Annotated in this window: 19 protein-coding genes; 9 read left to right on the forward strand and 10 right to left on the reverse strand. The window is 71.5% G+C overall.

Annotated elements, in window-relative coordinates:
• The first annotated feature begins 232 nt into the window (after positions 1–232).
• Positions 233–2,110 (forward strand): ABC transporter ATP-binding protein, encoded by a 1,878-nt coding sequence (locus M3667_RS02855; protein WP_251504664.1) that lies wholly within the window; start codon positions 233–235, stop codon positions 2,108–2,110.
• Positions 2,111–2,276: 166 nt separating this feature from the next.
• On the opposite strand, the gene M3667_RS02860 is transcribed toward M3667_RS02855, so the two are convergent.
• From M3667_RS02860 to M3667_RS02870, 3 genes are read right to left on the reverse strand one after another with little or no spacing between them, the layout of a single operon-like run.
• A complete protein-coding gene (locus M3667_RS02860; RefSeq protein ID WP_251505068.1) occupies positions 2,277–3,344 on the reverse strand; it encodes an ABC transporter permease in 1,068 nt (355 codons plus the stop codon).
• 21 nt (positions 3,345–3,365) lie between these two features.
• Complete coding sequence (locus tag M3667_RS02865; RefSeq protein WP_251504668.1) at positions 3,366–3,764, reverse strand: hypothetical protein; 399 nt, start codon at positions 3,762–3,764, stop codon at positions 3,366–3,368.
• Positions 3,761–4,525: an ABC transporter ATP-binding protein gene (locus tag M3667_RS02870; protein WP_251504671.1), complete on the reverse strand. Its 765-nt coding sequence runs from the start codon at positions 4,523–4,525 to the stop codon at positions 3,761–3,763. The genes M3667_RS02865 and M3667_RS02870 overlap by 4 nt, the downstream gene beginning before the upstream one ends.
• A 170-nt stretch (positions 4,526–4,695) precedes the next feature.
• Between M3667_RS02870 and M3667_RS02875 the strand changes: the two genes are divergently transcribed.
• Positions 4,696–5,151 carry a hypothetical protein gene (locus M3667_RS02875; RefSeq protein WP_251504674.1) on the forward strand — a complete coding sequence of 152 codons (456 nt, stop codon included), beginning with the start codon at positions 4,696–4,698 and terminating at the stop codon, positions 5,149–5,151.
• A gap of 100 nt (positions 5,152–5,251) precedes the next feature.
• Here the strand turns inward: M3667_RS02875 and M3667_RS02880 are convergent, their stop codons facing one another.
• A complete protein-coding gene (locus tag M3667_RS02880; protein ID WP_251504677.1) occupies positions 5,252–7,141 on the reverse strand; it encodes a phosphoenolpyruvate carboxykinase (GTP) in 1,890 nt (629 codons plus the stop codon).
• A 119-nt stretch (positions 7,142–7,260) separates the two neighbouring features.
• Between M3667_RS02880 and M3667_RS02885 the strand changes: the two genes are divergently transcribed.
• Positions 7,261–8,700 (forward strand): XRE family transcriptional regulator, encoded by a 1,440-nt coding sequence (locus M3667_RS02885; protein WP_251504680.1) that lies wholly within the window; start codon positions 7,261–7,263, stop codon positions 8,698–8,700.
• Between the two features lie 375 nt (positions 8,701–9,075).
• On the opposite strand, the gene M3667_RS02890 is transcribed toward M3667_RS02885, so the two are convergent.
• Both M3667_RS02890 and M3667_RS02895 read right to left on the reverse strand, forming a co-directional pair.
• Positions 9,076–10,548 (reverse strand): NAD-dependent succinate-semialdehyde dehydrogenase, encoded by a 1,473-nt coding sequence (locus M3667_RS02890; RefSeq protein WP_251504683.1) that lies wholly within the window; start codon positions 10,546–10,548, stop codon positions 9,076–9,078.
• 137 nt (positions 10,549–10,685) lie between these two features.
• A complete protein-coding gene (locus M3667_RS02895) occupies positions 10,686–12,536 on the reverse strand; it encodes an FAD-dependent monooxygenase (RefSeq protein ID WP_251504685.1) in 1,851 nt (616 codons plus the stop codon).
• A 97-nt stretch (positions 12,537–12,633) separates the two neighbouring features.
• Here M3667_RS02895 and M3667_RS02900 point away from each other — a divergent pair, with 97 nt between their 5' ends.
• The 4 genes from M3667_RS02900 (at position 12,634) to M3667_RS02915 (ending at position 17,533) form a co-directional block, all read left to right on the forward strand.
• Positions 12,634–13,338, forward strand: coding sequence for an IclR family transcriptional regulator (locus M3667_RS02900; RefSeq protein WP_251504687.1), 705 nt, complete (start codon positions 12,634–12,636; stop codon positions 13,336–13,338).
• A gap of 227 nt (positions 13,339–13,565) precedes the next feature.
• On the forward strand, positions 13,566–15,587 hold the full coding sequence (locus M3667_RS02905; RefSeq protein WP_251504689.1) for a primary-amine oxidase: 2,022 nt from the start codon (positions 13,566–13,568) through the stop codon (positions 15,585–15,587).
• 280 nt (positions 15,588–15,867) lie between these two features.
• Positions 15,868–16,461, forward strand: coding sequence for a TetR/AcrR family transcriptional regulator (locus M3667_RS02910; RefSeq protein ID WP_251504690.1), 594 nt, complete (start codon positions 15,868–15,870; stop codon positions 16,459–16,461).
• Between the two features lie 115 nt (positions 16,462–16,576).
• Positions 16,577–17,533: a helix-turn-helix domain-containing protein gene (locus M3667_RS02915; protein WP_251504692.1), complete on the forward strand. Its 957-nt coding sequence runs from the start codon at positions 16,577–16,579 to the stop codon at positions 17,531–17,533.
• A 462-nt stretch (positions 17,534–17,995) separates the two neighbouring features.
• On the opposite strand, the gene M3667_RS02920 is transcribed toward M3667_RS02915, so the two are convergent.
• Together M3667_RS02920 and M3667_RS02925 are read right to left on the reverse strand one after the other, a co-directional pair.
• Complete coding sequence (locus M3667_RS02920; RefSeq protein ID WP_251504694.1) at positions 17,996–18,799, reverse strand: SDR family NAD(P)-dependent oxidoreductase; 804 nt, start codon at positions 18,797–18,799, stop codon at positions 17,996–17,998.
• 43 nt (positions 18,800–18,842) lie between these two features.
• A complete protein-coding gene (locus tag M3667_RS02925; protein WP_251504696.1) occupies positions 18,843–19,574 on the reverse strand; it encodes an SDR family NAD(P)-dependent oxidoreductase in 732 nt (243 codons plus the stop codon).
• A gap of 157 nt (positions 19,575–19,731) precedes the next feature.
• On the opposite strand from M3667_RS02925, the gene M3667_RS02930 reads away from it, so the two are divergent.
• On the forward strand, positions 19,732–21,213 hold the full coding sequence (locus M3667_RS02930) for an APC family permease (protein ID WP_251504698.1): 1,482 nt from the start codon (positions 19,732–19,734) through the stop codon (positions 21,211–21,213).
• A gap of 84 nt (positions 21,214–21,297) precedes the next feature.
• Positions 21,298–22,116 carry a MoaF C-terminal domain-containing protein gene (locus tag M3667_RS02935; RefSeq protein WP_251504699.1) on the forward strand — a complete coding sequence of 273 codons (819 nt, stop codon included), beginning with the start codon at positions 21,298–21,300 and terminating at the stop codon, positions 22,114–22,116.
• Between the two features lie 419 nt (positions 22,117–22,535).
• On the opposite strand, the gene M3667_RS02940 is transcribed toward M3667_RS02935, so the two are convergent.
• Both M3667_RS02940 and M3667_RS02945 read right to left on the reverse strand, forming a co-directional pair.
• Positions 22,536–23,540, reverse strand: a complete 1,005-nt coding sequence (locus M3667_RS02940) for an ABC transporter permease (RefSeq protein ID WP_251504701.1) — start codon at positions 23,538–23,540, stop codon at positions 22,536–22,538.
• Positions 23,537–25,054, reverse strand: coding sequence for a sugar ABC transporter ATP-binding protein (locus tag M3667_RS02945; protein WP_251504703.1), 1,518 nt, complete (start codon positions 25,052–25,054; stop codon positions 23,537–23,539). The genes M3667_RS02940 and M3667_RS02945 overlap by 4 nt, the downstream gene beginning before the upstream one ends.
• Between the last annotated feature and the right edge of the window lie 61 nt (positions 25,055–25,115).

Genomic DNA, 25,115 nt, shown 5'->3' on the forward strand with positions numbered 1-25,115 from the left:
GGACACCGGATGCCACGGGGCCCAGGCCTCGTGGCATCCGTCGTTCTCACCGGGCTTCGTCGTCGTGCGGGCCCAACTCCGGAGATCCGCGGCTGCGCGGGGAGCCCGGACTGCTCGCATCGCGGTGAGTCGATGAATTCTCCGGAGTTGTGCACGCCGTCGAGCGGACCGACCGGCGGTGTCGGTGGTGCGGGGTACGGTCGAAGCACCCCATTCCTTTCCCGAGGTGAGCATGTCGTTTCCCGCTCCCGCGCGTGGTCGGCGCGGCCGCCGCGCGCCCGAAGGCCCGCGCGCGTCGTTCCGTCAGCTGGTCCCGTTCCTGCTCGAGCACAAGCGCACGCTCGTCGTGGTCGCCGTTCTCAGCGTGCTCGGCGCCGCCGCGACCCTCGCGCAGCCGCTGCTCGTCGGCGAGGTCATCTCGCGCGTGCAGGCCAGCATCCCCCTCGGTGCCCTGGTGTGGCTGCTGGTGGGCTTCGTCGTGCTGTCGTCGGTCATCTCGGGCTTCCAGCACTATCTCCTGCAGCGCACCGGCACCGCGGTGGTGTTCTCGAGCCGGCGGCGACTCATCGCGCGCATCCTGCGCCTGCCCATCAGCGAGTTCGACGCGCGTCGCACGGGCGATCTCGTCTCGCGCGTGGGCACCGACACGACCCTGCTGTACGCGGTGCTCACCCAGGGCTTCGCGGATGCCGTGGGCAACGCCCTCATCCTCGTCGGCGCGGTCATCGCGATGGCCTTCATCGACCCGCTGCTGCTGGGGCTCATCGTGGTGGTCGTGGGCGCGTCGCTCGCGGTGGTCGTGCTGTTGAGCACGCGGATCCGCGCGGCGTCCGCCGATCAGCAGGCCAAGGTCGGCGAACTGTCATCGGGCGTCGAGCGCGCCGTCGGCTCGATCCGCACGATCCGCGCGTCGGGCGCGACCGAGCGCGAGATCGCGGCGGTGACTGAGAACGCCACGGCCGCCTATGCCGCGGGCGTGCGCATTGCGCGGGTGTCGGCGCTCATCGTGCCGATCGCCTTCGTCGCCCTGCAGGTGTCGCTGCTGGTCGTGCTCGGCGTCGGCGGATACCGCGTGGCATCCGGCGCCATCGACGTCGCCTCGCTCGTCACCTTCGTGATCTTCCTGTTCCTGCTCGTGCAGCCCCTGGCCTCGGCGATCGGCGCCATCACCTCGGTCAATCAGGCGCTGGGCGCGCTGGGGCGCATCCAAGAGGTGCTCGACCTCCCCCTCGAAGACGACGCCGACCGTCCCTCGTCGCCTGCGGCTGTTCCGGATGCCGCGGCCCTGACGTTCCGCGACGTGCACTTCCGCTATCCCGACAACGTCGTGAAGGCGCGCGAGGCCGCCGCCGCCGAGGCCCGCTCGGTGCTCGAGCAGGCGCACCTCGAGCGCGTGGCCGACGAGACGGCCGCCGAGGTCGACGACGACCGCGACGTGCTGCGGGGAGTGTCGTTCGAGGTGCCGCGCGGGTCGCGCGTCGCCCTGGTCGGCCCCTCGGGCGCGGGCAAGAGTACGATCCTCGCCCTCATCGAGCGCTTCTACGACCCGACGGGCGGGGCGATCCTCGTCGACGGCGTCGACGCGCGCGACCTCTCCCGCGACGACCTGCGCGCCCGCTTCGGCTACGTCGAGCAGGATGCGCCGACCCTGGCCGGCACGATCGCCGACAACCTGCGACTCGCCTCGCCGGCGGCATCCGACGCCGACTGCGAGCGGGTGCTGCGCGCGGTCAACCTCGGCGACGTGCTCGAGCGCAGCCCGCTCGGTGTCGACGCTCCCGTGGGCGAAGACGGCGTCATGCTCTCGGGCGGAGAACGCCAGCGCCTCGCGATCGCCCGCGCACTGCTGGCCGCTCCCCCGGTGCTGCTGCTCGACGAATCGACCTCCTCGCTCGACGGCGTCAACGAGCAGCGCATGCGCGAGGCGATCGACGCCGTCGCGACCGACCGCACCCTGCTCGTCATCGCGCACCGCCTGTCGACGGTCGTCGACAGCGATCTCATCGTGGTGCTCGACAAGGGCCGGGTCGTGGGTCGGGGCACGCACAGCGAGCTCGTGGCATCCACTCCCCTCTACCGCGACTTGGCGAAGCACCAGCTGCTGGTCTGATCGGCGCGGGGCGGGCGGTGGGCCCGGGGCGGGCACGAGCCTCACTCCGAACGCGAGACTGCATCTCGCTGACGAGTCCGTTGCAGCTCGACGCCGAGTTGTCAGCCGGATGCCGTCTCGCGGTCGCAGTGGGTCGGCCGGCCCGCGTGGCGCCCGGCGCGGCGGATCAGTCGCCCGAGAGGGCGTCGATCGGCGACACCGCCGTGGCCAGGCGCGTGGGAGCGACGGCGGCGACGGCGGTGAGCAGTGCGGTGGCCACCGCGACGATCCCCACGGTCGCCCACGGGATGCTCGGCCGCAGGAACGTCGGCGACGAGAACTCCGGCGGGACGCCGACCGACCCGAGCAGCGACTGCGCTCCCGCCCAGCCGTAGATCACGCCGAGCACGAGCCCGAGCGCCACCGAGGTCACGGTGAGGTGGGCGGCCTCGAGCAGCACCATGTGCCGGATCTGCGGGGCGGCGAAGCCGAGCGTGCGCAGCAGACCGAGCTCCCGGCGGCGCTGGATCACCCCGAGCGTGAGGAGGTTCACCAGGCCGACGGCGGCGATGACGGCCGACACGGCGACGAGCGACATCATGATCGTGGCGAAGGTGTCCATGAGCGCGAGCAGTTCCTCCGGCGGCTCGCCGCCGCCCGATCGAACGAGAAGGTCACGGGCCGACTGCGAGGCGACCGCGAACATCGTCACGAGCGTGACTCCCATCACGACGCCGATCGCCATGCGACTCGAGCGCTCGGGGTAGCGCAGCGCGTTCTCCGCCGCCAGGCGCGCCTCGGCCGACCGACCGAAGAGACGTCCGGTCACGCGGAGCAGGGGCGGCATGACCACGGTCGCGCCGAGGCTCAGTCCCGTGAACGAGAAGATGCCGCCCAAGAACGCCACGACGACGCCGAGGGGTGAGAGAAGGCCCAGGGCGATCCCCGCGGCCAGCACCAGCGTGCCGCCGAAGAAGAGGGTTCCCGCGAAGATGCGGCGACCGCGACCGCCGACGGCCTCGCTCCGATTGCGCTCGGTCGCCCCCGAGATCGCCTGCAGGGGCGTCACCTCGAGCACCCGGCGCGAACCGACCCAGGCGGCGGCCCACGTCGTGAGGGTCACGATGACGGCGGGAGCGATAAGTACCGGCTGCAGGAGGGCGTAGTCGACGTCGATCCCCCACGCGGTGCGCGCCACCGGCAGCAGGGCGGCGGCGACCGCTGTCCCGCCGATCAGCCCCACGACCGCTCCCATGGCCCCCACCACGAGACCCTGTCACGCGACCCGCACGCGCTCCGACCGCGCCGAGGCCCCGATCAGGCGCATCAGGGCGATCTGCCGCGTCCGGCCGGCGACGATCGTCGCGAAGGTGTTGGTGGTGACGATCGCCGCGACGAACATCGCCACGCCGACCAGCAGCGCGCTGAGGATCGCCACGACCGCGACGACGCTCTCGCGACCCGCGAGGTAAGGCGCCGCCAGCAACCACGTGCCGATGAAACCGGTGGCGGCGATGAGCAGCGTGCCGAAGCCGCTCGAGATGGCGGCGACCAGGACCGACGCGCCGAGACCGCGTTGCGCACGGGGCAGGGCGCGGGGCAGAGCCGGGGACAGAGCACGCGGCAGACGGCGGGGGCGCGCCGCACCGACGGGCCGCTCGACGACGCCGCTCATGCTCTGAGCTCCGACGACAGCATGTAGGCCGAGATCGCCTCGGCGCTCTGGCGCGGGGTGTCGGCGACAAAGCGACCGTCGCCGAGGAAGATCACCCGATCGGCGTGGGAGGCGGCGACGGGGTCGTGCGTCACCATCGCGATCGACTGCCCGTGCTCCCGGCTCGCCGCGGCCAGCAACGTCAGCACCTCGCGGCCGGTGCGGGAGTCGAGGTTGCCGGTGGGCTCGTCGGCGAAGATCAGGTCGGGCTGCGTCGCCAGGGCCCGCGCGATGGCGACCCGCTGCTGCTGACCGCCCGAGAGCTCGTGCGGGCGGTGACGCAGACGACCGCCCAGTCCCATCGACTCGACGAGCGCGTCGATGCGGCGTCGGGTCTCGGGCGAGGGAGACCGACCGGCCAGCTCGAACGGCAGCGTGATGTTGCCGAGCACGTCGAGCGTCGGCACGAGATTGAACGACTGGAAGACGAACCCGACGCGCGAGCGGCGCAGCACGGTCAGGTCGAGGTCGCTGAGCCCGGTGATCTCGGTGTCGCCGATGAATGCGCGGCCCGAGGTCGCGGCATCCAGTCCCGCCATGACGTGCATGAGAGTGGACTTGCCCGAGCCGGACGGTCCCATGATCGCGGTGAACTCGCCACGGCGGAGGCCGATCGTGACGTCGTCGAGCGCGTGGACGCGCGACTCGCCGGTACCGAAGGTCTTCGTGAGGTTCTGCACCCGCGCGGCCATCGGCGCGGTGTCGGAAGGATTCTGCTGCATGACTGCGACGCTACGGATCACCCCCGACCGGCGGCATCGGCCTGACGTCGTCTCGTCGTACATCCCGGGGATGACGCTGCACGGGCGGCGGGGTGAAATGCGTCTCGAGAGGGACGGTCGTCATCCCCGGGGACGACGACCCGGCGACCTCACCCGGCCACGATCGAACCATGACATCGCACCGCACCTCACCGCTCCTGTTCGCCCTGGCCGTGGCCGCGGGCGGGGCCCTCACCCTCTCGCTCGCCGGCTGCACCGGCATCGAGCAGGCGCTGTCGCAAGAGGTCACCACGGAGTACACCGACGCCGCCGACGTCGCCGCCCGGGCCGACACGACGGTGCCGTGGCTGCCCTCCGACGCGACCGGGATCGTCGTGAAGACCAAGCGCGACGGCGAGGTCGCCGCAGCGATCGCGCGCAGCGGCTCCCCTCTCGACACCGCGACCTGCGTCGAGGTGGAGAGGCAGTCAGCCCCGACCGTGCACATCGACGACGCCCCCGACGTCTACGCGAAGGACCGGGTGTTCGCGTGCGGGGCATGGTCGGTGATCGCCACGCCCGACGGCTGGTACGGCTGGACGCCCAACAGCCCCGGCGAGAAGGAGAAGTCGCCGACCGCATCGTGAGCGGAAACACCGACGCCCCTCCCGCGCGCCAAGAACGGGAGGGGCGTCGATTCGAGGGCTCGCCCTGTCCGCGCGACACGGCGCGGAGGGCGAGCCGGTCTCAGGCGCGCTGCAGGCGGTAGCGCAGCGCGGCGAGCTCGGCGCGCAGGGCGGCCGGCAGGTGCGAACCGAAGGTGTCGTAGAACTCCTCGGTCAGGTCGGCCTCGGCGAGCCACGACGCGCGGTCGATCGAGAACAGCTCCTCGAGGTCGGCGGCGGGGAGGTCGAGACCCGACAGCTCGAGGTCTTCGACCTTGGGGAGGCGGCCGATCGGGCTGTCCACGGCATCCACCTGTCCGTCGACACGTCGGATGATCCAGTCGATCACGCGGGCGTTGTCGCCGAAGCCGGGCCAGAGGAAACGGCCGTCGTCGCCCTTGCGGAACCAGTTCACCTGGAAGATGCGCGGAGCACGGTCGAAGCGGAGCTTCTGGCCGACCTTCAGCCAGTGGCCGAAGTAGTCGCCCATGTTGTACCCGCAGAAGGGCAGCATCGCGAAGGGGTCGCGGCGCAGCTCTCCGACGGTGCCCTCCTGCGCGGCGGTCTTCTCGCTCGAGACCGTCGAGCCGATGAACACGCCGTGCGACCAGTCGGTCGCCTCGACGACCAGCGGGACGTTGGTCGCGCGGCGGCCACCGAACAGGATGACGTCGAGGGGGACGCCTTCGGGGGCCTCCCAGTCCTCGGCGATCTGCGGGCACTGCGCGGCACCGACGGTGAAACGCGAGTTGGGGTGCGCGGCAGGGCGGCCCGACGCGGGCGTCCAGGCCTTGCCCTCCCAGTCGGTGAGGTGCGGGGGCGCCTCGTCGGTCAGACCCTCCCACCACACGTCGCCGTCGGGGCGCAGCGCGACGTTGGTGAAGATCGTGTTGCCCCACAGCGTCTCGATCGCCGTGACGTTGGTCGACTCACCGGTGCCAGGGGCGACGCCGAAGAAGCCGGCCTCGGGGTTGATGGCCCACAGGCGCCCGTCTTCGCCGGGACGGATCCAGGTGATGTCGTCGCCGAGCGTCTCGACGCGCCAGCCGGGGATCGTGGGGCGCAGCATCGCGAGGTTCGTCTTGCCGCACGCCGACGGGAAGGCCGCCGCGACGTGGTACGCCTTGCCCTTCGGGTCGATGACGCGGATGAGCAGCATGTGCTCGGCCAGCCAGCCCTCGTCACGGCCGATGACCGAGGCGATGCGCAGCGCGAAGCACTTCTTCGCGAGGATCGCGTTGCCGCCGTATCCCGAGCCGAACGACCACACCTCGAGCGTGTCGGGGAAGTGCACGATGTACTTCTCGTCGTTGCACGGCCACGTGACGTCGGCCTCGCCCGGCGCGAGCGGGGCGCCGACGGAGTGGACGGTCTTGACCCACGGGGCGCCCTGCGCGATCTGCTCGAGCACCGCCGTGCCCACGCGCGTCATGACCCCGATGGATGCCACGGCGTAGGCGCTGTCGGTGATCTGCACGCCGATGTGGCTGAGCGGGCCGCCGACCGCGCCCATCGAGAACGGCACGACGTACATGGTGCGGCCGCGCATCGAGCCCTCGAAGACGCCGTTCAGCGTCTCGCGGATCTCGGCGGGCGCGATCCAGTTGTTCGTGGGGCCGGCGTCTTCTTCGCGGTTCGAGGCGATGTAGGTGCGCGACTCGAGCCGGGCGACGTCGCCGGGGTGCGAGCGGGCGAGGTACGAGCCGGGGCGCCACTCGGGATTGAGCTTGATGAGCTTGCCCTCGTCGACCATCTCGCGAAGGAGGGCGTCGTTCTCAGCGGCCGAGCCGTCGACCCAGTGGATGCGGTCGGGCTGGGTGAGAGCGGCGACCTGGTCGACCCAGGCGGTGAGGGCGGCGAGGCCGGGACCGTCGACGGCCGGGCGCACGCCGTAGCCGGAACGGGCGGGGGCGGTGGGGGCCGCAGCGGCGCGGCCGGTGGAGCGGGGGGCCAGGAAGTCGGCGAGTGCCATGTCGTTCTCCTCGGTTGAGAGCGAATATCGGTGTCGTTCCTCCATGGTGCGGGTGCAGAACACGGTCTTAAAGAGATTCCGACCTGTAAGAAACGGCATTCTTTCGCTATGGTCAAGGAATGGCGTCCACCTTCGAACTCACGACCCTGGGTCATCGCATCCGGCACCATCGCCTCGCGCGGGGCTACACCCTCGACGAGCTCGGTGCCCTGGTCGGAGTGGCCGGCAGCCAGCTGAGCCTCATCGAAAACGGCAAGCGCGAACCCAAGCTCTCGCTGCTGCAGGAGATCGCGCGAGCGACCGAAACCGAGGTCACCGAGCTGCTCTCGCGCGAACCCCCGAACCGGCGGGCGGCGCTCGAGATCGAGCTCGAGAAGGCCCAGACCTCTCCGTTCTTCCGTCAGCTCGGCATCCCGCCGGTCAAGGTCACCAAGGGCACGAGCGACGACACGATCGAAGCCGTGCTCGGCCTTCACCGCGAGCTGCAGCGCCGTGAACGCGCCACGATCGCGAGCCCCGAAGAAGCCCGCCGCGCCAACACCGAGCTGCGCCTGCGCATGCGCGAGATCGCCAATCACCTGCCCGAGATCGAGCGCCTCGCCGAGAAGCAGCTCAAGGCCGCCGGGCACTCGACCGGCGCCCTCACCCACCGCACGGTGAGCATCATGGCCGAGCAGCTGGGCTTCGAGCTGCTCTACGTCAGCGACCTGCCGCACTCGGCCCGCTCGGTCACCGACCTCGAGAACGGGCGCATCTACCTGCCGCCGGCCTCGATCCCGGGCGGCCACGGCCTGCGCTCGATGGCCCTGCAGGCGATGGCGCACCGCCTGCTCGGGCACCGCCCGCCCACCGATTACGCCGACTTCCTGCAGCAGCGCCTCGAGATCAACTACTTCGCCGCGTGCTGCCTCATGCCCGAGACGAGCTCGGTGGCCTTCCTCGCGCAGGCGAAGAAAGACCGCAACCTCGCCGTCGAAGACTTCCGCGACGCCTTCGGGGTGACCCACGAGGCAGCCGCGATGCGCATGACCAATCTGATGACGACGCACCTCGGCATCCATCTGCACTTCTTGCGCGTCGACGGCGACGGCGCGATCTCGCGCGTGTACGAGAACGACGGACTCCCGCTTCCCACCGACGTCACCGGGTCCGTCGAGGGCCAGGTCGTGTGCAAGAAGTTCTCGGCGCGGTCGGCGTTCGACGAGCACAACCGCACCACCGAGCACTACCAGTACACCGACACCCCCGCCGGCACGTTCTGGTGCTCGACCCAGACGGGCATCACCAGCGACGGCGATTTCTCGATCACCGTGGGCGTGCCGTTCGACGACGCGCGGTGGTTCCGCGGACGCGAGACCTCGACGCGGGGTGTGTCGCACTGCCCCGACGAATCGTGCTGCCGCCGCCCCGACACCGAGGCGGCGGAGCGCTGGCAGGGCAAGGCCTGGCCGAGCGCGCGCGTGCACCGGCACATGTTCTCGCCCCTCCCCCGCGGCATGTTCCCCGGTGTCGACGACGCGGAGGTGTTCGCCTTCCTCGACCGGCACGCGAACGGCTGACGCCGGGTCGGCCGGGGACGTCGGCATCCGCCCCCTCCTGCGACACAACGCAGGACGTGCGGTCGGCGAGGTCGCCCAGGGGGTCGGATAGGCGACCGCAGAACGGGATCTCCTGCTTCGTGTCGTGGAACGGCGAGTGCCGCGGACGGCGCCGCCCCGGCGCGCCGAGCAACGGGGAGCTGTGGCGTCCTCCGCCTGCCCCAACATGACACAGGAGTTCCGCGCGACGAAGCCTCCCAACGGACCAGATGGGCCGCCGGAGAACGGGATCTCCTGCGTTGTGTCGCGGGGATGCGGACGGAACGACGGATGCCACGACCCCGGGCCCTCGTGGGGCGCCAGGGTCGTGGCATCCGGTGTTCTGGGCTCAGCCGGTCAGGCGTAGGGGTTCGCCGTCAGCGTGTACTTGGTCTGCAGGTACTCGTGGATGCCCTCGTCGCCGCCCTCGCGGCCGAGGCCCGACTGCTTCCACCCGCCGAAGGGGGCCGCGGCGTTGGAGACGACGCCGACGTTGAGGCCCATCATTCCGGTCTCGAGCTTGTCGATCATGCGCTGACCGCGCGCGAGCGACTCGGTGAAGACGTACGAGACAAGGCCGTACTCGGTGTCGTTGGCGAGGCGCACGGCGTCGTCTTCGTCGTCGAAGGGGATGATCGCGAGCACGGGTCCGAAGATCTCCTCGCGGAGGATGTCGCTGCCCGGCTGCACGTCGGAGACGACCGTGGGCTCGAAGAACGTGCCGGGACCATCGATGGGCGAGCCGCCCACGGTGACGGTCGCGCCGCGCTCGACGGCGTCACCCACGAGGGTCTTGGCCTTGTCGACGGCGCGGTCGTCGATGAGGGGTCCGATCTGCACGCCCTCTTCGGTGCCGCGGCCGATCTTCATGCCCTGCACGCGCTCGGTGACTCGGCGGGTGAACTCCTCGACGACGCCGCGCTGCACGATGAAGCGGTTGGCGGCGGTGCAGGCCTGACCGATGTTGCGGAACTTTGCGAGCATCGCCCCCTCGACCGCCTTGTCGAGGTCGGCGTCGTCGAACACGACGAACGGGGCGTTGCCGCCGAGCTCCATCGAGGTGCGCAGCACGCCGGGCGCGGCCTGCTGCAGCAGCTTCACGCCGACCGGGGTCGAACCCGTGAACGAGAGCTTGCGCAGGCGCGGGTCGGAGATGATGCGCTCGGAGACCGGACCGGTGTGGGTGGTGGTCACGACGTTGACGACACCGGCGGGGAGGCCTGCGTCCTGCAGGATCTGCGCGAAGAACAGCGTCGTGAGCGGCGTCAGGGTCGCGGGCTTGATGACGACCGTGCAGCCGGCGGCGAGCGCGGGCGCGATCTTGCGCGTGGCCATCGCGAGGGGGAAGTTCCACGGGGTGATGAGGTAGCACGGGCCCACGGGGTGCTGCGACACGATCATGCGACCGGTGCCCTCGGGGTTGGCGCCGTAGCGGCCCTGGGTGTGCGCGGTGACCTCGCTGAACCAGCGGAGGAACTCCCCGCCGTAGCCGACCTCTCCGCGCGCCTCGGCGAGGGGCTTGCCCATCTCGAGGGTCATGAGCAGCGCGATGTCTTCCTTGCGCTCCTGCAGCAGGTCGAACGCACGACGGAGGATCTCGGCGCGCTCGCGCGAGGGGGTCGCGGCCCACGACGGGAACGCGTCGGCCGCGGCATCCATCGCCGCGATGCCGTCGTCGACGGTCGCGTCGGCGATCTGGTGGATGACCTCACCCGTGGAGGGGTCGTTGACGTCGACGGTTTTGCCGCCCGTGGCGGCGCGCCACTCCCCGTTGATCAGCAGGCCGGTGGGTACGGATGCCAGCAGCTCGCTCTCGCGCGAATCGGTCATGAATCCTCCTGGATCGATGCGGGGGTGTCCCGCCCATTCTCGTCAGCACACGGGGGTGCGCCGATATACGTTGCGTACAACGGGGTTGGCGTGCTCGCCGTCGTGGCCAGCCGTCCCCGGCGCACGTTCCCGTGCCGTCAGTGCGCGACCGCCTCCGCCGGCTGCGCCATCACCCCGGCGAAGAAGCGCTCGAGCCCGGCCGGGTCGGTCAGCGGCAGCACGTGAGCGACGTACTGATCGGGGCGCACGACCACGACGGCTCCTTCGGCGGCGATCCCGCGCTCGGCGAAGATGTCGGCGCTCGTCCAGGCGGAGGGCGCGGCGGCGAAGACCTTCTCCCAGTCGGTCAGGCCGAGCGGGCCCGAGCGCGGCCGGAACAGATCCGGCACGTCGACCACGTCTTCCCAGCGCCCCGGGTACACCGCCTTCACGTCGAACACCGCGTCGAGGTCGGCCCCCGCGGGGGTGAGACGCTCGACGATCTCGCGCGCCGCCGTGGCCCACTCCCGCAGTGCCGAGCCCTCGGCATCCGCGAAGACGTACACGCGCCAGCGACCGTCCGCGCGCGCGTGGTGACCGAGGTGCACGGGGTTGCCGTCGCACACCCGCACGACCTCGACGCTCTTGAAGCGCTTGCCGACGGGGAATCCGGATGCCAGCTCCTGAGCGGGCGCGTCGGCGGTGATCGCCGAGGGGCCGTAGTGCGTCATGAAGCCCGAGGGGAACTCGGCCGTGGCCAGGTAGTAGGTCGACAGCTCCGCGGGGTCGGTGATCTCGCCGGGCTTGCGCGCCATGAGCGACGACCACTCGCGGTCGAAGTCGATCAGCTGCTGGGCGACGGGGCGACGCTCATCGTCGTAGGTGCGCAGGAGGTCGGCGGAGGCCAGGCCGGTGAGCACGTGCCCGAGCTTCCAGCCGAGGTTGAAGCCGTCCTGCATCGAGACGTTCATGCCCTGCCCGGCCTTGGCGCTGTGGGTGTGGCAGGCATCGCCGGTGAGGAAGACCCGAGGGCTGTCGAGGTCGTCGACGAACTGGTCGGTCACCCGGTGCCCCACCTCGTACACGCTGTGCCACGCGACCTGCTTCACGTCGATCGAGTACGGGTGCAGGATCTCGTTGGCCCGGCGGATCACCTCGTCGATCGGGGTCTGCCGCACGCGGTGGTCGTCATCGGCCGCGACCTCGCCGAGGTCGATGTACATGCGGCTGAGGTAGCCCCCCTCGCGCGGGATGTGCAGGATGTTGCCCGCCGCCGCGTTGATCGCGCACTTGATGCGCCAGTCGGGGAAGTCGGTCTCGACGAGCACGTCCATCACGCCCCACGCGTGCCGGGCCGCGGCGCCGACGTGGATGCGGCCGATCGCCTGGCGCACGCCGCTGCGGGCACCGTCGCATCCGGCGACGTATTTCGCGTGAATCGTGCGCTCGCCCTCGGCGGTGCGCACGCGCACCTCGACGGGGTACTCCCCCTCGCCGACCGTGAGTCCGAGGAACTCGACGCCGTAGTCGGGGCGGATGCGCGCCGGGCCGTCGGCGGCGGCCTCGGCGAAGTAGTCGAGCACGCGCGCCTGATTGACGATGAGGTGCGGGAACTCGCTGATCTTGAAGCCGTAGTCCTCGGTGCGGGTGGTGCGCACGATCTCGTCGGGGGCCTCGGGGTTCGGAGCCCAGAAGTTCATCCAGCCGATGTTGTAGGCCTCGGCGGTGATGCGGTCGGCGAAGCCGAACGCCTGGAACGTCTCGACGCTGCGGGGCTGGATGCCGTCGGCCTGACCCAGCGGCAAACGCCCCCCGCGCTTCTCGATGAGGCGCGTGGTGAGCTGGGGGAACTGCGACATCTGCGCGGCCAGCAGCATGCCGGCGGGTCCGGAGCCCACGATGAGCACGTCGACCTCGTCGGGCAGGCGCTCGGGTCGGTCGAGGCCGGTGCCCGCGGCGTTCTGCACGCGCGGATCGCCCGAGACGTAGCCGTGGTGGTGGAACTGCATCGTTTCTCCTGACGTCGATGTCGAGGTTGCCCCGCGAGACGGTGTGTTCTATATTCGAACGCAGCGTTCCGCTATCGAACGAGAGGTTAGCCGAGCCATGACGCCACGGCAAGACTCCGCCCCCGCTTCGCAGACGCTGAGTCGCGGCATCCGGCTGCTCGAGGTGCTCGCCGACGCCCGCACGCCGCTCACGATCGACGAGCTCGCGGGGCGCGTCGACCTGCACCGCTCGGTCGCCTATCGCCTGCTGCGCACGCTCGAAGACCACGGCCTCGTCACCCGTGACGCCGCGGGGGCCGTGCGCCTCGGCACGGGCCTGGCCGCCCTGGCCGCGGGCGTCGCCGCCGACCTGCAGGCCGAGGCCCTGCCCGAGCTCACCGCGGCCGCCAACGACCTCGGCATGACGTGCTTCCTCGTCGTGCTCGACCACGACGAATGCGTGACCCTCGCGAGCGTCGAACCCCGGCACACGGTGACCGCGGTGGCGCAGCGGCCCGGGTCGCGGCATCCGGTCACCCGAGGTGCTCCCGGTCGCGCGATCCTCGCGCAGCTCCCTCCGCGGCGGTGGCCCGACGAGGTCGACGCCCGGCTGGCGTCGGAGGTGGCGGATGCCGCAGACCGCGGCTGGGCGCGCAGTCACGACGAGGTGATCCCGACGCTCCGCGCGGTGGCGGTCCCCCTCGCGGTGCAGGGCCGCGAGCCCGCGGCGGTGGCCGCCGTGCACGTGTCGACCGACCTCGACGACGCCGCGATCGCCACGCGGCTCGAGGCCGCGGCATCCGCGATCCGGGGGGCGCTGTAGATCGGACGCGCGTCGCGCTGTCCCCCGCGCTGCGCCCCGGCCCTGCCCGACACGCATTCCGCCGAGACTGCAACTCGCTGACATCTGCGTGTCAGGCTGCAACGGGCTCGTCAGCGAGGTGCAGTCTCACGGCCAGACGGGCCACGCACGCGCTGACATCGGCCGTGCACGCGCAGACAACCCCGCTCGATCCCGGGCGACGAGGGTGGACGGTGGAGGAGACACACATGCACGAACACGCTCACCCCACCGTCGACCAGGCGATGGAGAACCCCGACCTCGAGCCCGCGACGGGCGCCCGGCCGGCGACACATCCCCTCGACCCGCTGAGCGCGGGGGAGATCGAGCGCACGCGCGACATCCTGGTCGCGGCGGGACTGCTCGGAGAGACCGTGCGGGTGCCCATGCTGCTGCCCGCCGAACCCGAGAAGACGGCCGTGGCCGCGTGGCATCCGGGAGACCCCCTCGACCGTCGCGCCGACGTCACCCTGCTCGACACCGCGACCGGGGAGGTGACCGAGGCGATCGTCGCGATCACCGCGGGCGACGTGGTGAGCAGCCGTCGGTACGTGTCCGACACCGCGCCCTACGGGCAGCCGCAGTACCTGTTCGAGGAGTACGAGCGCGCCGCCGAACTGGTCAAGGCCTCGCCCGAGTGGCAGGCCGCGATGGAGCGTCGCGGGCTCGCCGACCGCATCGACCTGGCGTTCTGCACACCGCTCGCCCCGGGGTTCGTCGGGCGGGAGAACGAGGTCGGGCGCCGCGTCATCCGCTCGCTCACCTTCCTCCGCGACAGCGAGGACGACATCGCGTGGGCGCACCCCGTCGAGGGCCTGATCGTGCACATCGACCTCACCGCGAACCGGGTGATCGGCATCGAGGACGAGGGCGACGTGCCCGTGCCCTCCGGCAGCGGCCGATACGACCCCGCGGCGACCGGACCCGCGCGCACGACGCTGAGGCCGATCGAGATCACCCAGCCCGAGGGGCCGAGCTTCGCGGTCACCGGCTCGCACGTGCAGTGGGAGAACTGGTCGCTGCGCGTCGACTTCAACGCCCGCGAAGGACTCGTGCTGCACGACGTGCGCTTCGACGACCGCCCCGTGCTCTCGCGCGCGAGCGTGCCCGAGATGGTTGTGCCCTACGGCGACACCAGCAACACCCGCTTCTGGATCAGCTACTTCGACGCCGGCGAGTACCTGCTCGGCAAGAACGCCAACCACCTCGAGCTCGGGTGCGACTGCCTCGGCGTCATCCACTACTTCGACGGCCACGTCGCCGACGACCACGGTCACGCGATGCGCATCCCCAACGCGGTCTGCATGCACGAGGAGGACTACGGCGTGCTGTGGAAGCACACCGAGCCCGGCCCGGTCGGCTCGCACGTGCGTCGTTCGCGGCGCCTGGTGGTGTCGTACTTCGCCACGATCGGCAACTACGACTACGGCTTCTTCTGGTACTTCTACCTCGACGGGTCGATCCAGGTCGAGGCCAAGGCCACCGGCATCGTGTTCGTCGGCGGCGGCGAGCCCGGCTCGACCAACCGGCACGCCCCCGAGATCGCGCCCGGCGTGTTCGCACCGGTGCACCAGCACCTCTTCTCGGCGCGGCTCGACATGGCGGTCGACGGCGACGAGAACCGCCTGTTCGAGGTGGACGCCGAGCGCATCCCGATGGGTGACGACAATCCGTTCGGCAACGCCTTCACCTGGTCGCACACGCCGCTGCGTACCGAGCAGGAGGCGCAGCGCGAGGCCGACACCTCGGTCGCCCGCGTGTGGGAGGTGCAGTCGACCACCCGCACCAACTACGTCGGCAAGCCCACCGCGTACCACCTTATCCCCGAGCCGACGGCTCTGCTGATGGCGGATCCGGCCTCGACGGTCGCCGCACGCGCGGCCTTCGCGACCAAGCACCTGTGGGGCACCGCGTACGACCCCGACGAACGCTGGCCCGCCGGTCGCTACCCCAATGCTCACGCGGGTGGCGCGGGGCTTCCGGCCTACACCGCCGACGATCGCTCGATCGACGGCGCCGATCTCGTGCTGTGGCACACGTTCGGCCTGACCCACGTGCCACGGCCCGAGGACTGGCCGATCATGCCCGTCGACTACGCCGGATTCTGGCTCAAGCCCTACGGCTTCCTCGACCGCAACCCGGCGCTTGATCTGCCCGAGTCGTCGCAGGCGCACGCGGGCGGCGGCGACGGATGCTGCGGGGGCGGGGCGGCCTGCAGCTGCGGGCACTGACGGGCGCCGCAGAACCTCGGCGATCCGCACAACCTCAGCCCGGAGACCCCGGATGCCGCGGAGGATGCGCGAATCGTTGAGGTTGCGCCCCGCGGGTGCCGGTGCGCCGCAGAACCTCGGCGATCCGCACGACCTCAGCCCGGAGGCCCCGGATGCCGCGGAGGATGCGCGAATCGCTGGGGTTACGACAGCTCAGGCCGGCCGCCCCCGACCCGCCGGATAGGGTGAGCCGGTCGAGCCGATCCCTCCCGGCATCCGGACACGAGGAAAGAGGACGCGCGTGCCCCGACTGGTCGACCACGAGGCCCGCCGACACGAGATCGTGCTGGCGACCTGGCGCCTGATCGCCGAGCGCGGCATCGAGGCCACGACCATGCGCGAGCTCGCGCGCGAGCTGGGCCTGGCCAACGGCAGCGTGACGCACTATTTCCCCGACAAGAGCGCGATCCTCACGGCGGCGTTCGCCCATGTGTTCGCCGCGACCAATGCGCGCGTCGCCGCGCATCGCGCCGCGTCGGGGGCGACGGGGCTCGCCGCACTGCGGGCCTTTCTGCTCGAGGCCGCGCCCATCGACGAGGAGCGCGCTCTCGAGGCGCGCATCGTCATCGCCTTCCTCGAGTACGCCGCCGCCGACCCCGCGTTGGCGACGATGTTCCGCGATCTCATGCGCGAGTGGCAGCAGGCGTTCGCCGAGATGGTCGCCGAGGCGCAGGCCCAGGGCGAGGTGCGCGACGGCCTCGATGTGCAGGCCGTGAGCGATGCGATCCTGCACGCGGTGAACGGGATGCAGGCCAACGGCATCCTGCTGCCCGAGACGGCGCGCGAGCAGCGCATGCGAGCGACGGTCGACGCCCTCGTCGACATGCTCCGCTGAGAAAGCACTCGCGGCAGCCGATACAGAGAGGTAATATTCGGGAAACTTTGGCTCTACAAGCGTCGGATAAAAATGATGCGGGAGCCGAAGGTCAAGGGAAACGAGGAGGTCTCCCATGTCGATCGTCATGACCCGACCCGGATCGGGTGTCACCGCCATCCACGCCGCCGACCTGGCTGCCTTCCGCGCCGCCGTCGACGACAGTTTCGTGCCGCTGCACGTCACCGCCGCCGACCCCGACCACTTCCGCGGGAGCATCCGCGCGGCCTCGGCCGACGGCATCCATGTCTCGACCGTCGCCGCCTCGGCGCACGTGGTCGAGCGCACGCCCGACCTCATCGCCCGCGCCGACGGCCCGGCCGTGAAGATGAGCCTCATGCTCGCGGGCTCGGGCCTTCTCATCCAGGACGGCCGCGAAGCGCTGCTGCGCCCCGGCGACTTCGCCGTGTACGACACGTCGCGGCCGTACACGCTGGCTTTCAGCGGCGACTTCCGCACGATCGTCACGATGTTCGCCCCCAGCGCGCTGCCCCTGCCCTCGTCGGCCTTGGCGCAGCTCACCGCGGTGCGCATCGCCGGCGACGGAGGGCTCGGCGGGGTCGTCGCGCCGTTCCTCGCGCAGCTCGGCACGCACCTCGACCAGGTCGCGAGCCCTTCCGGGTCGCGCCTCGTACACACCGCCCTCGACCTGCTGGCCACCGTCTACGCGCACGAGCTCGGCAGCGGCGTCGACGCGACCGACCCGCACGCGGGACTGCGCCGCCGGGTCGAGGAGTACATCGACTCCCACCTCGACTCGGCCGATCTCGCCCCCGGCGCGATCGCCGCGGCGCACTACATCTCGACGCGACACCTGCACACCCTTTTCCAGGGTCGTGACACGACGGTGGCCGCGCTCATCCGCTCGCGTCGGCTCGAACGCTGCCGCCGCGACCTGACCGACCCGCTGCTCGCCGGTCAGTCGGTGTCGGCGATCGGTGCGCGGTGGGGGTTCCCGGATGCCGCGCACTTCAGCCGCACGTTCAAGACGGCGTTCGGCTTCTCACCGAGCGAGTGCCGCGCGGCGCGCTGACGCGCCGCGCCCCGCCGTTCTCGCATGAACGGATCGCACAATCCACTCTGACCGGTTGCCCCCCCTGCCCACCCGTGGCCCCGGGGCCACCCACGACGCCCCGGGGCCACGAACAACGCCCCGAAACCCACTGAGCCCGCTTCGACCGGTCACCCTGCGCGCCCGTGGCCCCGGGACCACCCACGACGCCCCGGGGCCATGAACGACGCCCCGAAACTCGCGCCGAGCACGCTTCGACCGGTCACCCTGCGCATCCGTGGCCCCGGGACCACGAACGACGCCCCGGGGCCACGAACGACGCCCCGAAACGTCACTGAGCCCGCTTCGACCGGTCACCCTGCGCGCCCGTGGTCCCGGGACCACCCACGACGCCCCGGGGCCACGAACAACGCCCCGAAACTCGCGCTGAGCCCGCCGGTGGGGGCGAAGGCGGCGACGACGCGGCCCCCGCCGGAGCCGATCTCACATGCCCGCGTGGCCGAACGCGATGGTGGGTACGTCGACGATGTGCGCCCCGCCGTCGGCGACGATCGTCGCGCCGGTGATGTACGACGACTCGCTCGAGGCGAGGAAGCGCACGACCGCGGCGATCTCGTCGGGCTGCGCGGGGCGGGCGAGCGGCACGTCGCGCGTCACGGTCGCGTAGGCCTCGTCGCGGTCGGGCAGGCCGGCCGCGGCGGCGAAGGCGTCCATCTCGTCGTCGGCCATGGGGGTCGCCACCCACCCGGGGCACACGGTGTTCACGCGCACGCCCTGGCGGCCGTAGTCGCGGGCGAGCGAGCGGGTGAGGCCGATCAGCGCGTGCTTGCCGACGGTGTAGCCCGCGACCGAGGGACCCGCGGCGAGCCCCGCGATCGACGACATCACGACCACGCGCCCCCGCGCGGCGATGAGGGCGGGAAGCGCCGCGCGCACGACGACGAACGCCGTGGTGACGTTGGCGCGCAGCGCGTTCTCCCACGCGGCGTCATCGGTGTCGGCGACGGTGGCGAAGCCGTGCCCTCCGGCGTTGGCGACCACGACGTCGAGCCGGCCGTGCAGCTCGAGCACGCGGGCGACGAGGACGGCGGCGTCGACCGAGTCCGCGGCATCCGCGGCGAACGCCGTTCCCCCGATCTCGGCCGCGACCCGCTCGAGGGGTTCCGCACGGCGGCCCGTCACGACGACGTGCGCGCCCTCGCGGGCGAACCGCCGCGCGACGGCTTCGCCGATACCCGTACCTCCGCCGGTGACGAGCACCACGTGACCGTTCAGGTCGGCATCCATTCGTTCCTCCTTTTCCCGGGCTCGCGCCGGGCGTCTCTCGCTCTCACGCCGGAAAGCCGGATCGCGCGCTCACACCGAAATCCGACACCCACGTCGCCGCCGACACCGGTCGCAGCCGCGGCGAGGCCAGCAGCGCGATCTGGTCCGCGACCTCGGCCGCCGTCTGCACGGGATACCCCGCGCCGCCGAACCCGTCGGGCAGCTCGAGATCGCCTCGGCTCATCGGGGTGTCGACGATCGAGGGGCACACCGCGTTGACCCGGATGCCGTGCGGCGCCAACTCGACCGACGCCGCCCGCGCGAGCTGCAGCAGCGCGGCCTTCGAGGCGCCGTACGGCACCATGCCGGGGGTGGCCACGAGGGCCGAATCACTCGCGACGACGACGACCGAGGCGGCGTCAGACGCGCGCAGCCACGGCAGGGCGGCGCGGAGCGCGAGGAAGGCACCCGTGACGTTGACGGCGAACACGCGTTCCCAATCGGCGAGCGACGTCTGCTCGAGCGGGGTGCCGACCGGACCCGAGACGCCGGCGGCCAGTACGAGCACGTCGAGCCCGCCCAGCGCCCGCGCGCACTCGTCGACGGCCGAGGCCGCGGCATCCGCGTCGGTGAGATCGGCGACGGATGCCGCGGCGGCGACCTCCCACACGCGCGGGTCGCGGTCCACGGCGGCGACGTGCGCGCCCTCCCCCACGAGCGCCCGCACCGCCGCACGGCCGATGCCTCCCGCCGCACCCGTGACGAGTGCGCGGCGCGAGGTCAGTCGAAGCTCCATGCGCTCATCCTGAGCGCGCGCCCGGGGCACGGCATCCGTCCTTGCGCGCACGCAACAGTCCCGCTCACCGGCGGTCAAGTCGGGCGTTCACGAGCGGAGCAAGATCGCTGCAACGGGCCGACGCGCCCGCTCGCACCCGACCCCCCGAAGGACTGCCATGACCGACTCGACCTCCGCCGGCTCCTCGACCGCGTTGCAGCGCGGCGCGCTGGGCGTCGCCGGCATCGTCTTCCTCGTGTTGGCCGCCGTGGCGCCGCTGACCGGCATCGTCGTGGTCGCCTCGCTCGCGATCGCGCTCGGCAACGGCGGCGGCACCCCCGCGTCGTTCCTCATCATCGCGGTGATCCTGCTGCTGTTCGCGGTCGGCTACGCGCAGATGTCGAAGCAACTGGTCAACGCCGGCGGGTTCTACGCCTTCGTCGTGAAGGGGCTCGGGCGCACCGGCGGGCTCATCGCGGGGCTCATCGCGACCCTCGGCTACAACTTCTTCGTCGTCGGCACGATCGGCACGAGCGGCTTCTTCATGCAGTCGATCATCGCGGGGCTCACCGGCTTCGACATGCACTGGTACCTCTGGGGTCTGCTGTCGATCATCGTGTGCTTCGCGATGGCCCGCACCGGCGTCGACTTCTCGTCGAAGGTGCTCGGGGTCGCCCTCGTGCTCGAGGTGCTCATGCTCGTCGTGTTCGACGTGTCGGTGCTGGTGCAGACCGGCTACGACCTCGGGGCGTTCTCGCCCGAAGCGGTGTTCTCGGGCTCACTGCCGATCGGCCTGCTGCTCGCGGCGACCGGGTTCCTCGGGTTCGAGGCGACCGCCCTCTTCGGTGAAGAGGCGCGCAACCCGCTGAAGACCATCCCCCGCGCGACCTACACCGCGATCATCGCGATCGGCGTGATCCTCGGCGTGACCACCTGGGCCGTCGTCAGCGCGACGGGCGTCGCCCAGGCGCAGGGCACCGCGCAGGAGCACCTCGCCACGGGCGACCTCATCTTCAGCCTCGCCGCGACCTACCTCGGCCCGCAGCTGACCGTCGTGATGGAGGTCCTGCTGCTGGTGAGCCTGTTCGCCGCGATGCTCGCCTTCCACAACTCAGCGACCCGCTACCTCTACGCCCTCGGCCGCGCCCGCGTGCTGCCCTTCGCGCTCGCCCGCACGCGCGCCTCGGGCGCCCCGCAGATCGCCGGCATCGTGCAGGCCGGGTTCGCCGCGATCGTGGCGGGACTCTTCGCCCTCGCCGGCCTCGACCCGATCCTCAACCTCGTGCCCGCGATGCTCGGCTTCGGCACGCTCGCCGTCATCGTGCTGCAGGCCCTGGCCGCCCTGTCGATCGTGGTGTTCTTCCGCCGCCGCGACGACCGCCGCTGGTGGAGCACGATGATCGCCCCCGGCATCGGCTTCGTCGCCCTGGCCGTGATCGTCGTGCTCGCCGTGGCGAACTTCGACGTCGTCGCCGGTTCCAGCGAGCCCGCGATCCGCGCGATGCCGTTGCTGCTGCTCGCGGCCGTCATCGGCGGCATCGGCTACGGCGTGTTCCTCCGCCGGCGCAAGCCCGCCGTCTACGCCGCGCTCAGCGACGACCTCGAAGCCTTCAACGTCGTCCCGGCCCAGAAGGGCAAAGACCCCGTGCCGGGACTCTGACCTCGATTCCGGATGCCGTGACCCCGCGCCCGCGCCGGGTCTCGGCATCCGCCCGCCCTGCCCTGCCCCAGAGAAAGAGATCGCATGACGACCGACACCCTGAACCTGTCCGACACCCGCACCTGGCTGCCGCTCGACGGGCTCGCGCCCGGCTTCGATGCCGCAAAGGCCGATCTGAGCGCCGACCTCGCCGGTCGCACCTTCACCACCGTCGATGAGGCGGGCTCGCGGACCGTGTACCGGTTCGAGGCGGATGCCGTGTCGTGGGAGCGCGACGCCGAGACCGGCCGCGACGACGTGGAGGTCATCGCGGTCGACGAGGAGCTCTACTACGCCCAGTTCACACCCGCGGCCCACCCCGACGAGGCGGTGACGCTCATCCTGGATCTGCGCAGCGGCCACGCCCTCACCGTGCGGAGCCTGCTCGGCACCGCCGCTCCCGGGCGCACCGCCGTGCGGATGAGCTTCACCCCCGCGCATATCGCCGAGCTCGAGGCGCGCGGAGACGCCCCCGCCCCCACCGAAGAGCTGATCGGCCGTCGCGTGCTGTGGGTCTACTCGGGCGTCCACGCCTACGAGCACGTGTACCTCTCGCCGCACTGGTACACCTGGCAGTGCCTCGCCGGCCCCGAGCAGGGCCTCGCCGACACCGACGAGAACACCGTGTGGCGCGTGCGTCCCGGCATCTACGTGTTCACCTGGCGCGAGAAGGTCATCCCCTGCGGCTCGGTCACGATCGCCGACCACCGCGACCAGAAAGCGCTGCGCGCCCACGGCGTGCTGTTCGGCACCGACGAGTCGGGCTCCGGGGCCACGCACTTCACCTTCGGAGCGCACGGTCGGCTGCTGTCGAACACCGTGCACCCCGCCGAGTACGACCCCGCGCGTCCGCTGGAGCGCTGAGCGGGCGGTTCGGCCGAGAGCCGCGTCCCTGCGGGGGCGCGGCTCTTCGCGTATGCGGGGGCTCGGGAGCGCGACGGATTCGGATGAGTGCAACAGGATCGGATGCTTCGGCGGCATCCGCCCGAAGCTGGTGTGCTGATCCGAGTCCATGGCGTGTCGAGCGGGCCGCCTTCGGACAGCACCGCAGGCGCGAGCCGCGACGCGGGCGGACCGCGTGGACCGCACCGAAATCGGAGAACCTCAGCAGAATCGGATGCCACAGCCGCATCCATCCGACCTCGGCGCGATTCTTCGATTTCGCGACCGGTCCCCCGGCCGGGACTCGTCCGGCGCGGCGACCCGGGCAGATCCGCACTCCGCGCGACCCACGCGAAAGCCGCGCACCCGAGGGAGCGCGGCTTCGCGAGCGGAGCGGCGGGTCAGGCGGCGAGCGCCACGAGCCTCTGCGCCCGCGCCGTCGCCAACCGCACCCGCAGCACGTGGGTGAGGGCGCTGAGCCCGATCGCAGCGACCAGGGCGAGGCCGCTCGCGACCGCCTGCCAGAACGTGGTGACGCCGAGCAGCACGAGCGAGTTGTTCAGCGCTCCATAGAAGAGCACGCCGACCACGACACCGAAGATCGTGCCCTCTCCGCCGGTGAGGGCCACCCCTCCCAGCAGCACCGCGGTGAGTACGACGAGCTCGAAGCCGGCGCCGATCTGCCCCGCCGGAGCGCTGTTGAGGCGCGCCACGACGATCGTGCCGGCGAAGCCCGACATCGCTCCCGAGAGCACGAACAGCGAGAACGGCAGGCGGCGCACGGGGACGCCCGACAGATAGGCCGCCTGACGGTTCACGCCCACCGCGTAGACGTGGCGTCCGGTCGGGGTGAGCGCGAGGAAGACCCCGGCCAACACGAGCAGCAGCACCGCGATCCACACCGAGATCGGTACGCCGGCGACGGTGCCGACGCCCAGCAGGCCGAACTGCGCGCCGAAGTTGTTCTTCGGCGTCGGGCTGATCAGTTGCGCAACGCCGCGGACCGCGGTGAGGGTCCCGAGCGTGGTGATGAACGAGTTGAGCCCCAAGATGGTGACGACCACGGCGTTGACGAGCCCGACCGCCGCCCCGGCCAGGATCGCGAGCACGATCGCGACGGCGGGTTGGCCTGCTCCCTTGTCCATGACGAGGGATGCCACTACTCCGCCCAACGCGAGGCTCGACCCGACCGACAGGTCGATGTAGCCCGCGATCAACAGCATCGCCACGGGGATCGCCACGATCGCGATCACCGCGCTGTCCTGCAGGATGCCGCGGATGTTCTGCCACCCGAAGAAGGAGTCGGTGGCCAGCTGAACGCCGACGACCATGATGATCAGCACGACGAGCAGCGGCGTGCGCACGACGCCCTCGACGGCGGCGCGGAGGAAGCGGTTCTCGGTCACGGGCGGGTTCCTTCGGTGAGAGCGGCGGGGGCGGTGTGCACGGCCGAGAGCAGGCCATCGGCCGTGGTCTCGGCGACGTCGAGCTCGTCGACCACGGCGCCGCGCGAGAAGATCAGGCAGCGGTGCGCGAGGTCGACGACCTCTTCGGGTTCGTTGGTGGCGACGATCACGCCCAGCAGCTTCTCTGCGGCGAGGGCCTTGATTGCGTCGTAAATGTCTTTGCGGGCGCCGACGTCGACGCCCTGAGTCGGGTCGTCGAGCAGGATCACGCGCGTGCGGGCGGCGTCGTTGACCCAGCGCCCGAGCAGGATCTTCTGCTGGTTGCCGCCGCTGAAGCGGCCCGCGGGCAGGTCGGCCGCGCGCGGCCGCAGGACGAGCGCGTCGGCGATGCGGTCGAACACGCCACGCTCGGCGCGCAGCGAGCGCAGACCCCACGAGCCCAGGCGGCGCATCGCGTCGATCACGGTGTTGTCCTGCGCGGGGAGGGCGGCGAACAGTCCCTCGCGCGCGCGGTCGGCGGGCACGAGCGCGATCCCCGCGCGCAGGCCCTGCGCCGGCGACCGGGTCTCGCGGGCGACGCCGTCAATCGCGAGGGTTCCACCCGTGCGCGGGATGCGGCCGAACACCGTGCCGAGAAAGCGTGTGCGTCCCGAGCCGACGAGTCCGTAGCAGGCCACGATCTCGCCCGGGGCGACGGCGAGGTCGACGGGGCTGAGGCCGGGGGCGGTGAGTCCGCGCACCTCGAGCACCGGCGTCTCGCCCTGGCGCGGTGGGGCGGGTCGGTCGTTCGTCGCGCCGTGACCGTCGCTGATCGCGGCGACGAGAGCCTCGCGCGTGATCCCGGCTCCCTCGGCCGACCAGACGGCCCGTCCGTTGCGCATGACGGTCGCAGCGTCGGCGAGCGCGAGCACCTCGCCGAGCAGGTGGGTGACGTAGAGGATCGCGATGCCCCGGCCCGCGAGGTCGCGCACGAGCGCCCCGAGCCGCGTCGCCTCGGCACGGGAGAGGGCGGCGGTGGGCTCGTCGAACACGATGAGCTTCGCGTCTCGGCGCACGACCTTGGCGATCTCGACGAGCTGCCGCTGCCCGATGGGCAGCGTCGCGACGCGCACGTCGGGGTCGATGGCCCCGGCACCCACGGCGTCGAGCGCCTCGCGGGCGAGACGGCGTTGCTCACAGCGGCGGATGACCCCGGCGGCGGTGAGCTCCTGGCCGATGAAGAGGTTCTCGGCGACCGTCATGTTCTCGAGAAGGCTGAGGTGCTGGTAGATCACGGCGACGCCCGCCGCGATCGAGGTGCGCGGGGTGAGCGCGTCATGCGTGGTGCCGTCGATCTCGATCGTGCCCGCCGTGGGGGCCACTCCCCCGCCGAGGCAGGCGATGAGCGTGGACTTGCCCGCGCCGTTGTGACCGAGCAGCGCATGGATGCGCCCGCCGGGGATGTCGAGGGTGACGTCGTCGAGCGCGAGGGTCGCGCCGTACCGCTTCGTCAGACCGTGCACGGTGACCGTCATGTCTTCTCCGTTCTCGTCGAGTGGGGGCGGGGGCGGAGCGGGTCGCCCCGCCCCCGCCGAG

Source organism: Microbacterium sp. P26, from assembly GCF_023712585.1.
GTDB lineage: Bacteria > Actinomycetota > Actinomycetes > Actinomycetales > Microbacteriaceae > Microbacterium > Microbacterium algihabitans_A.

Bases quoted from the DNA above. Each gene is read 5' to 3' on its own strand.
- M3667_RS02860 (WP_251505068.1), bottom strand. From the start codon at position 3,344: ATGGGAGCGGTCGTGGGGCTGATCGGCGGGACAGCGGTCGCCGCCGCC.
- M3667_RS02880 (WP_251504677.1), bottom strand. From the start codon at position 7,141: ATGGCACTCGCCGACTTCCTGGCCCCCCGCTCCACCGGCCGCGCCGCT.
- M3667_RS02935 (WP_251504699.1), top strand. From the start codon at position 21,298: ATGACGACCGACACCCTGAACCTGTCCGACACCCGCACCTGGCTGCCG.
- M3667_RS02885 (WP_251504680.1), top strand. From the start codon at position 7,261: ATGGCGTCCACCTTCGAACTCACGACCCTGGGTCATCGCATCCGGCAC.
- M3667_RS02930 (WP_251504698.1), top strand. From the start codon at position 19,732: ATGACCGACTCGACCTCCGCCGGCTCCTCGACCGCGTTGCAGCGCGGC.
- M3667_RS02915 (WP_251504692.1), top strand. From the start codon at position 16,577: ATGTCGATCGTCATGACCCGACCCGGATCGGGTGTCACCGCCATCCAC.
- M3667_RS02865 (WP_251504668.1), bottom strand. From the start codon at position 3,764: ATGAGCGGCGTCGTCGAGCGGCCCGTCGGTGCGGCGCGCCCCCGCCGT.
- M3667_RS02870 (WP_251504671.1), bottom strand. From the start codon at position 4,525: ATGCAGCAGAATCCTTCCGACACCGCGCCGATGGCCGCGCGGGTGCAG.
- M3667_RS02890 (WP_251504683.1), bottom strand. From the start codon at position 10,548: ATGACCGATTCGCGCGAGAGCGAGCTGCTGGCATCCGTACCCACCGGC.
- M3667_RS02905 (WP_251504689.1), top strand. From the start codon at position 13,566: ATGCACGAACACGCTCACCCCACCGTCGACCAGGCGATGGAGAACCCC.
- M3667_RS02945 (WP_251504703.1), bottom strand. From the start codon at position 25,054: ATGACGGTCACCGTGCACGGTCTGACGAAGCGGTACGGCGCGACCCTC.
- M3667_RS02875 (WP_251504674.1), top strand. From the start codon at position 4,696: ATGACATCGCACCGCACCTCACCGCTCCTGTTCGCCCTGGCCGTGGCC.
- M3667_RS02920 (WP_251504694.1), bottom strand. From the start codon at position 18,799: ATGGATGCCGACCTGAACGGTCACGTGGTGCTCGTCACCGGCGGAGGT.
- M3667_RS02895 (WP_251504685.1), bottom strand. From the start codon at position 12,536: ATGCAGTTCCACCACCACGGCTACGTCTCGGGCGATCCGCGCGTGCAG.
- M3667_RS02855 (WP_251504664.1), top strand. From the start codon at position 233: ATGTCGTTTCCCGCTCCCGCGCGTGGTCGGCGCGGCCGCCGCGCGCCC.
- M3667_RS02925 (WP_251504696.1), bottom strand. From the start codon at position 19,574: ATGGAGCTTCGACTGACCTCGCGCCGCGCACTCGTCACGGGTGCGGCG.
- M3667_RS02900 (WP_251504687.1), top strand. From the start codon at position 12,634: ATGACGCCACGGCAAGACTCCGCCCCCGCTTCGCAGACGCTGAGTCGC.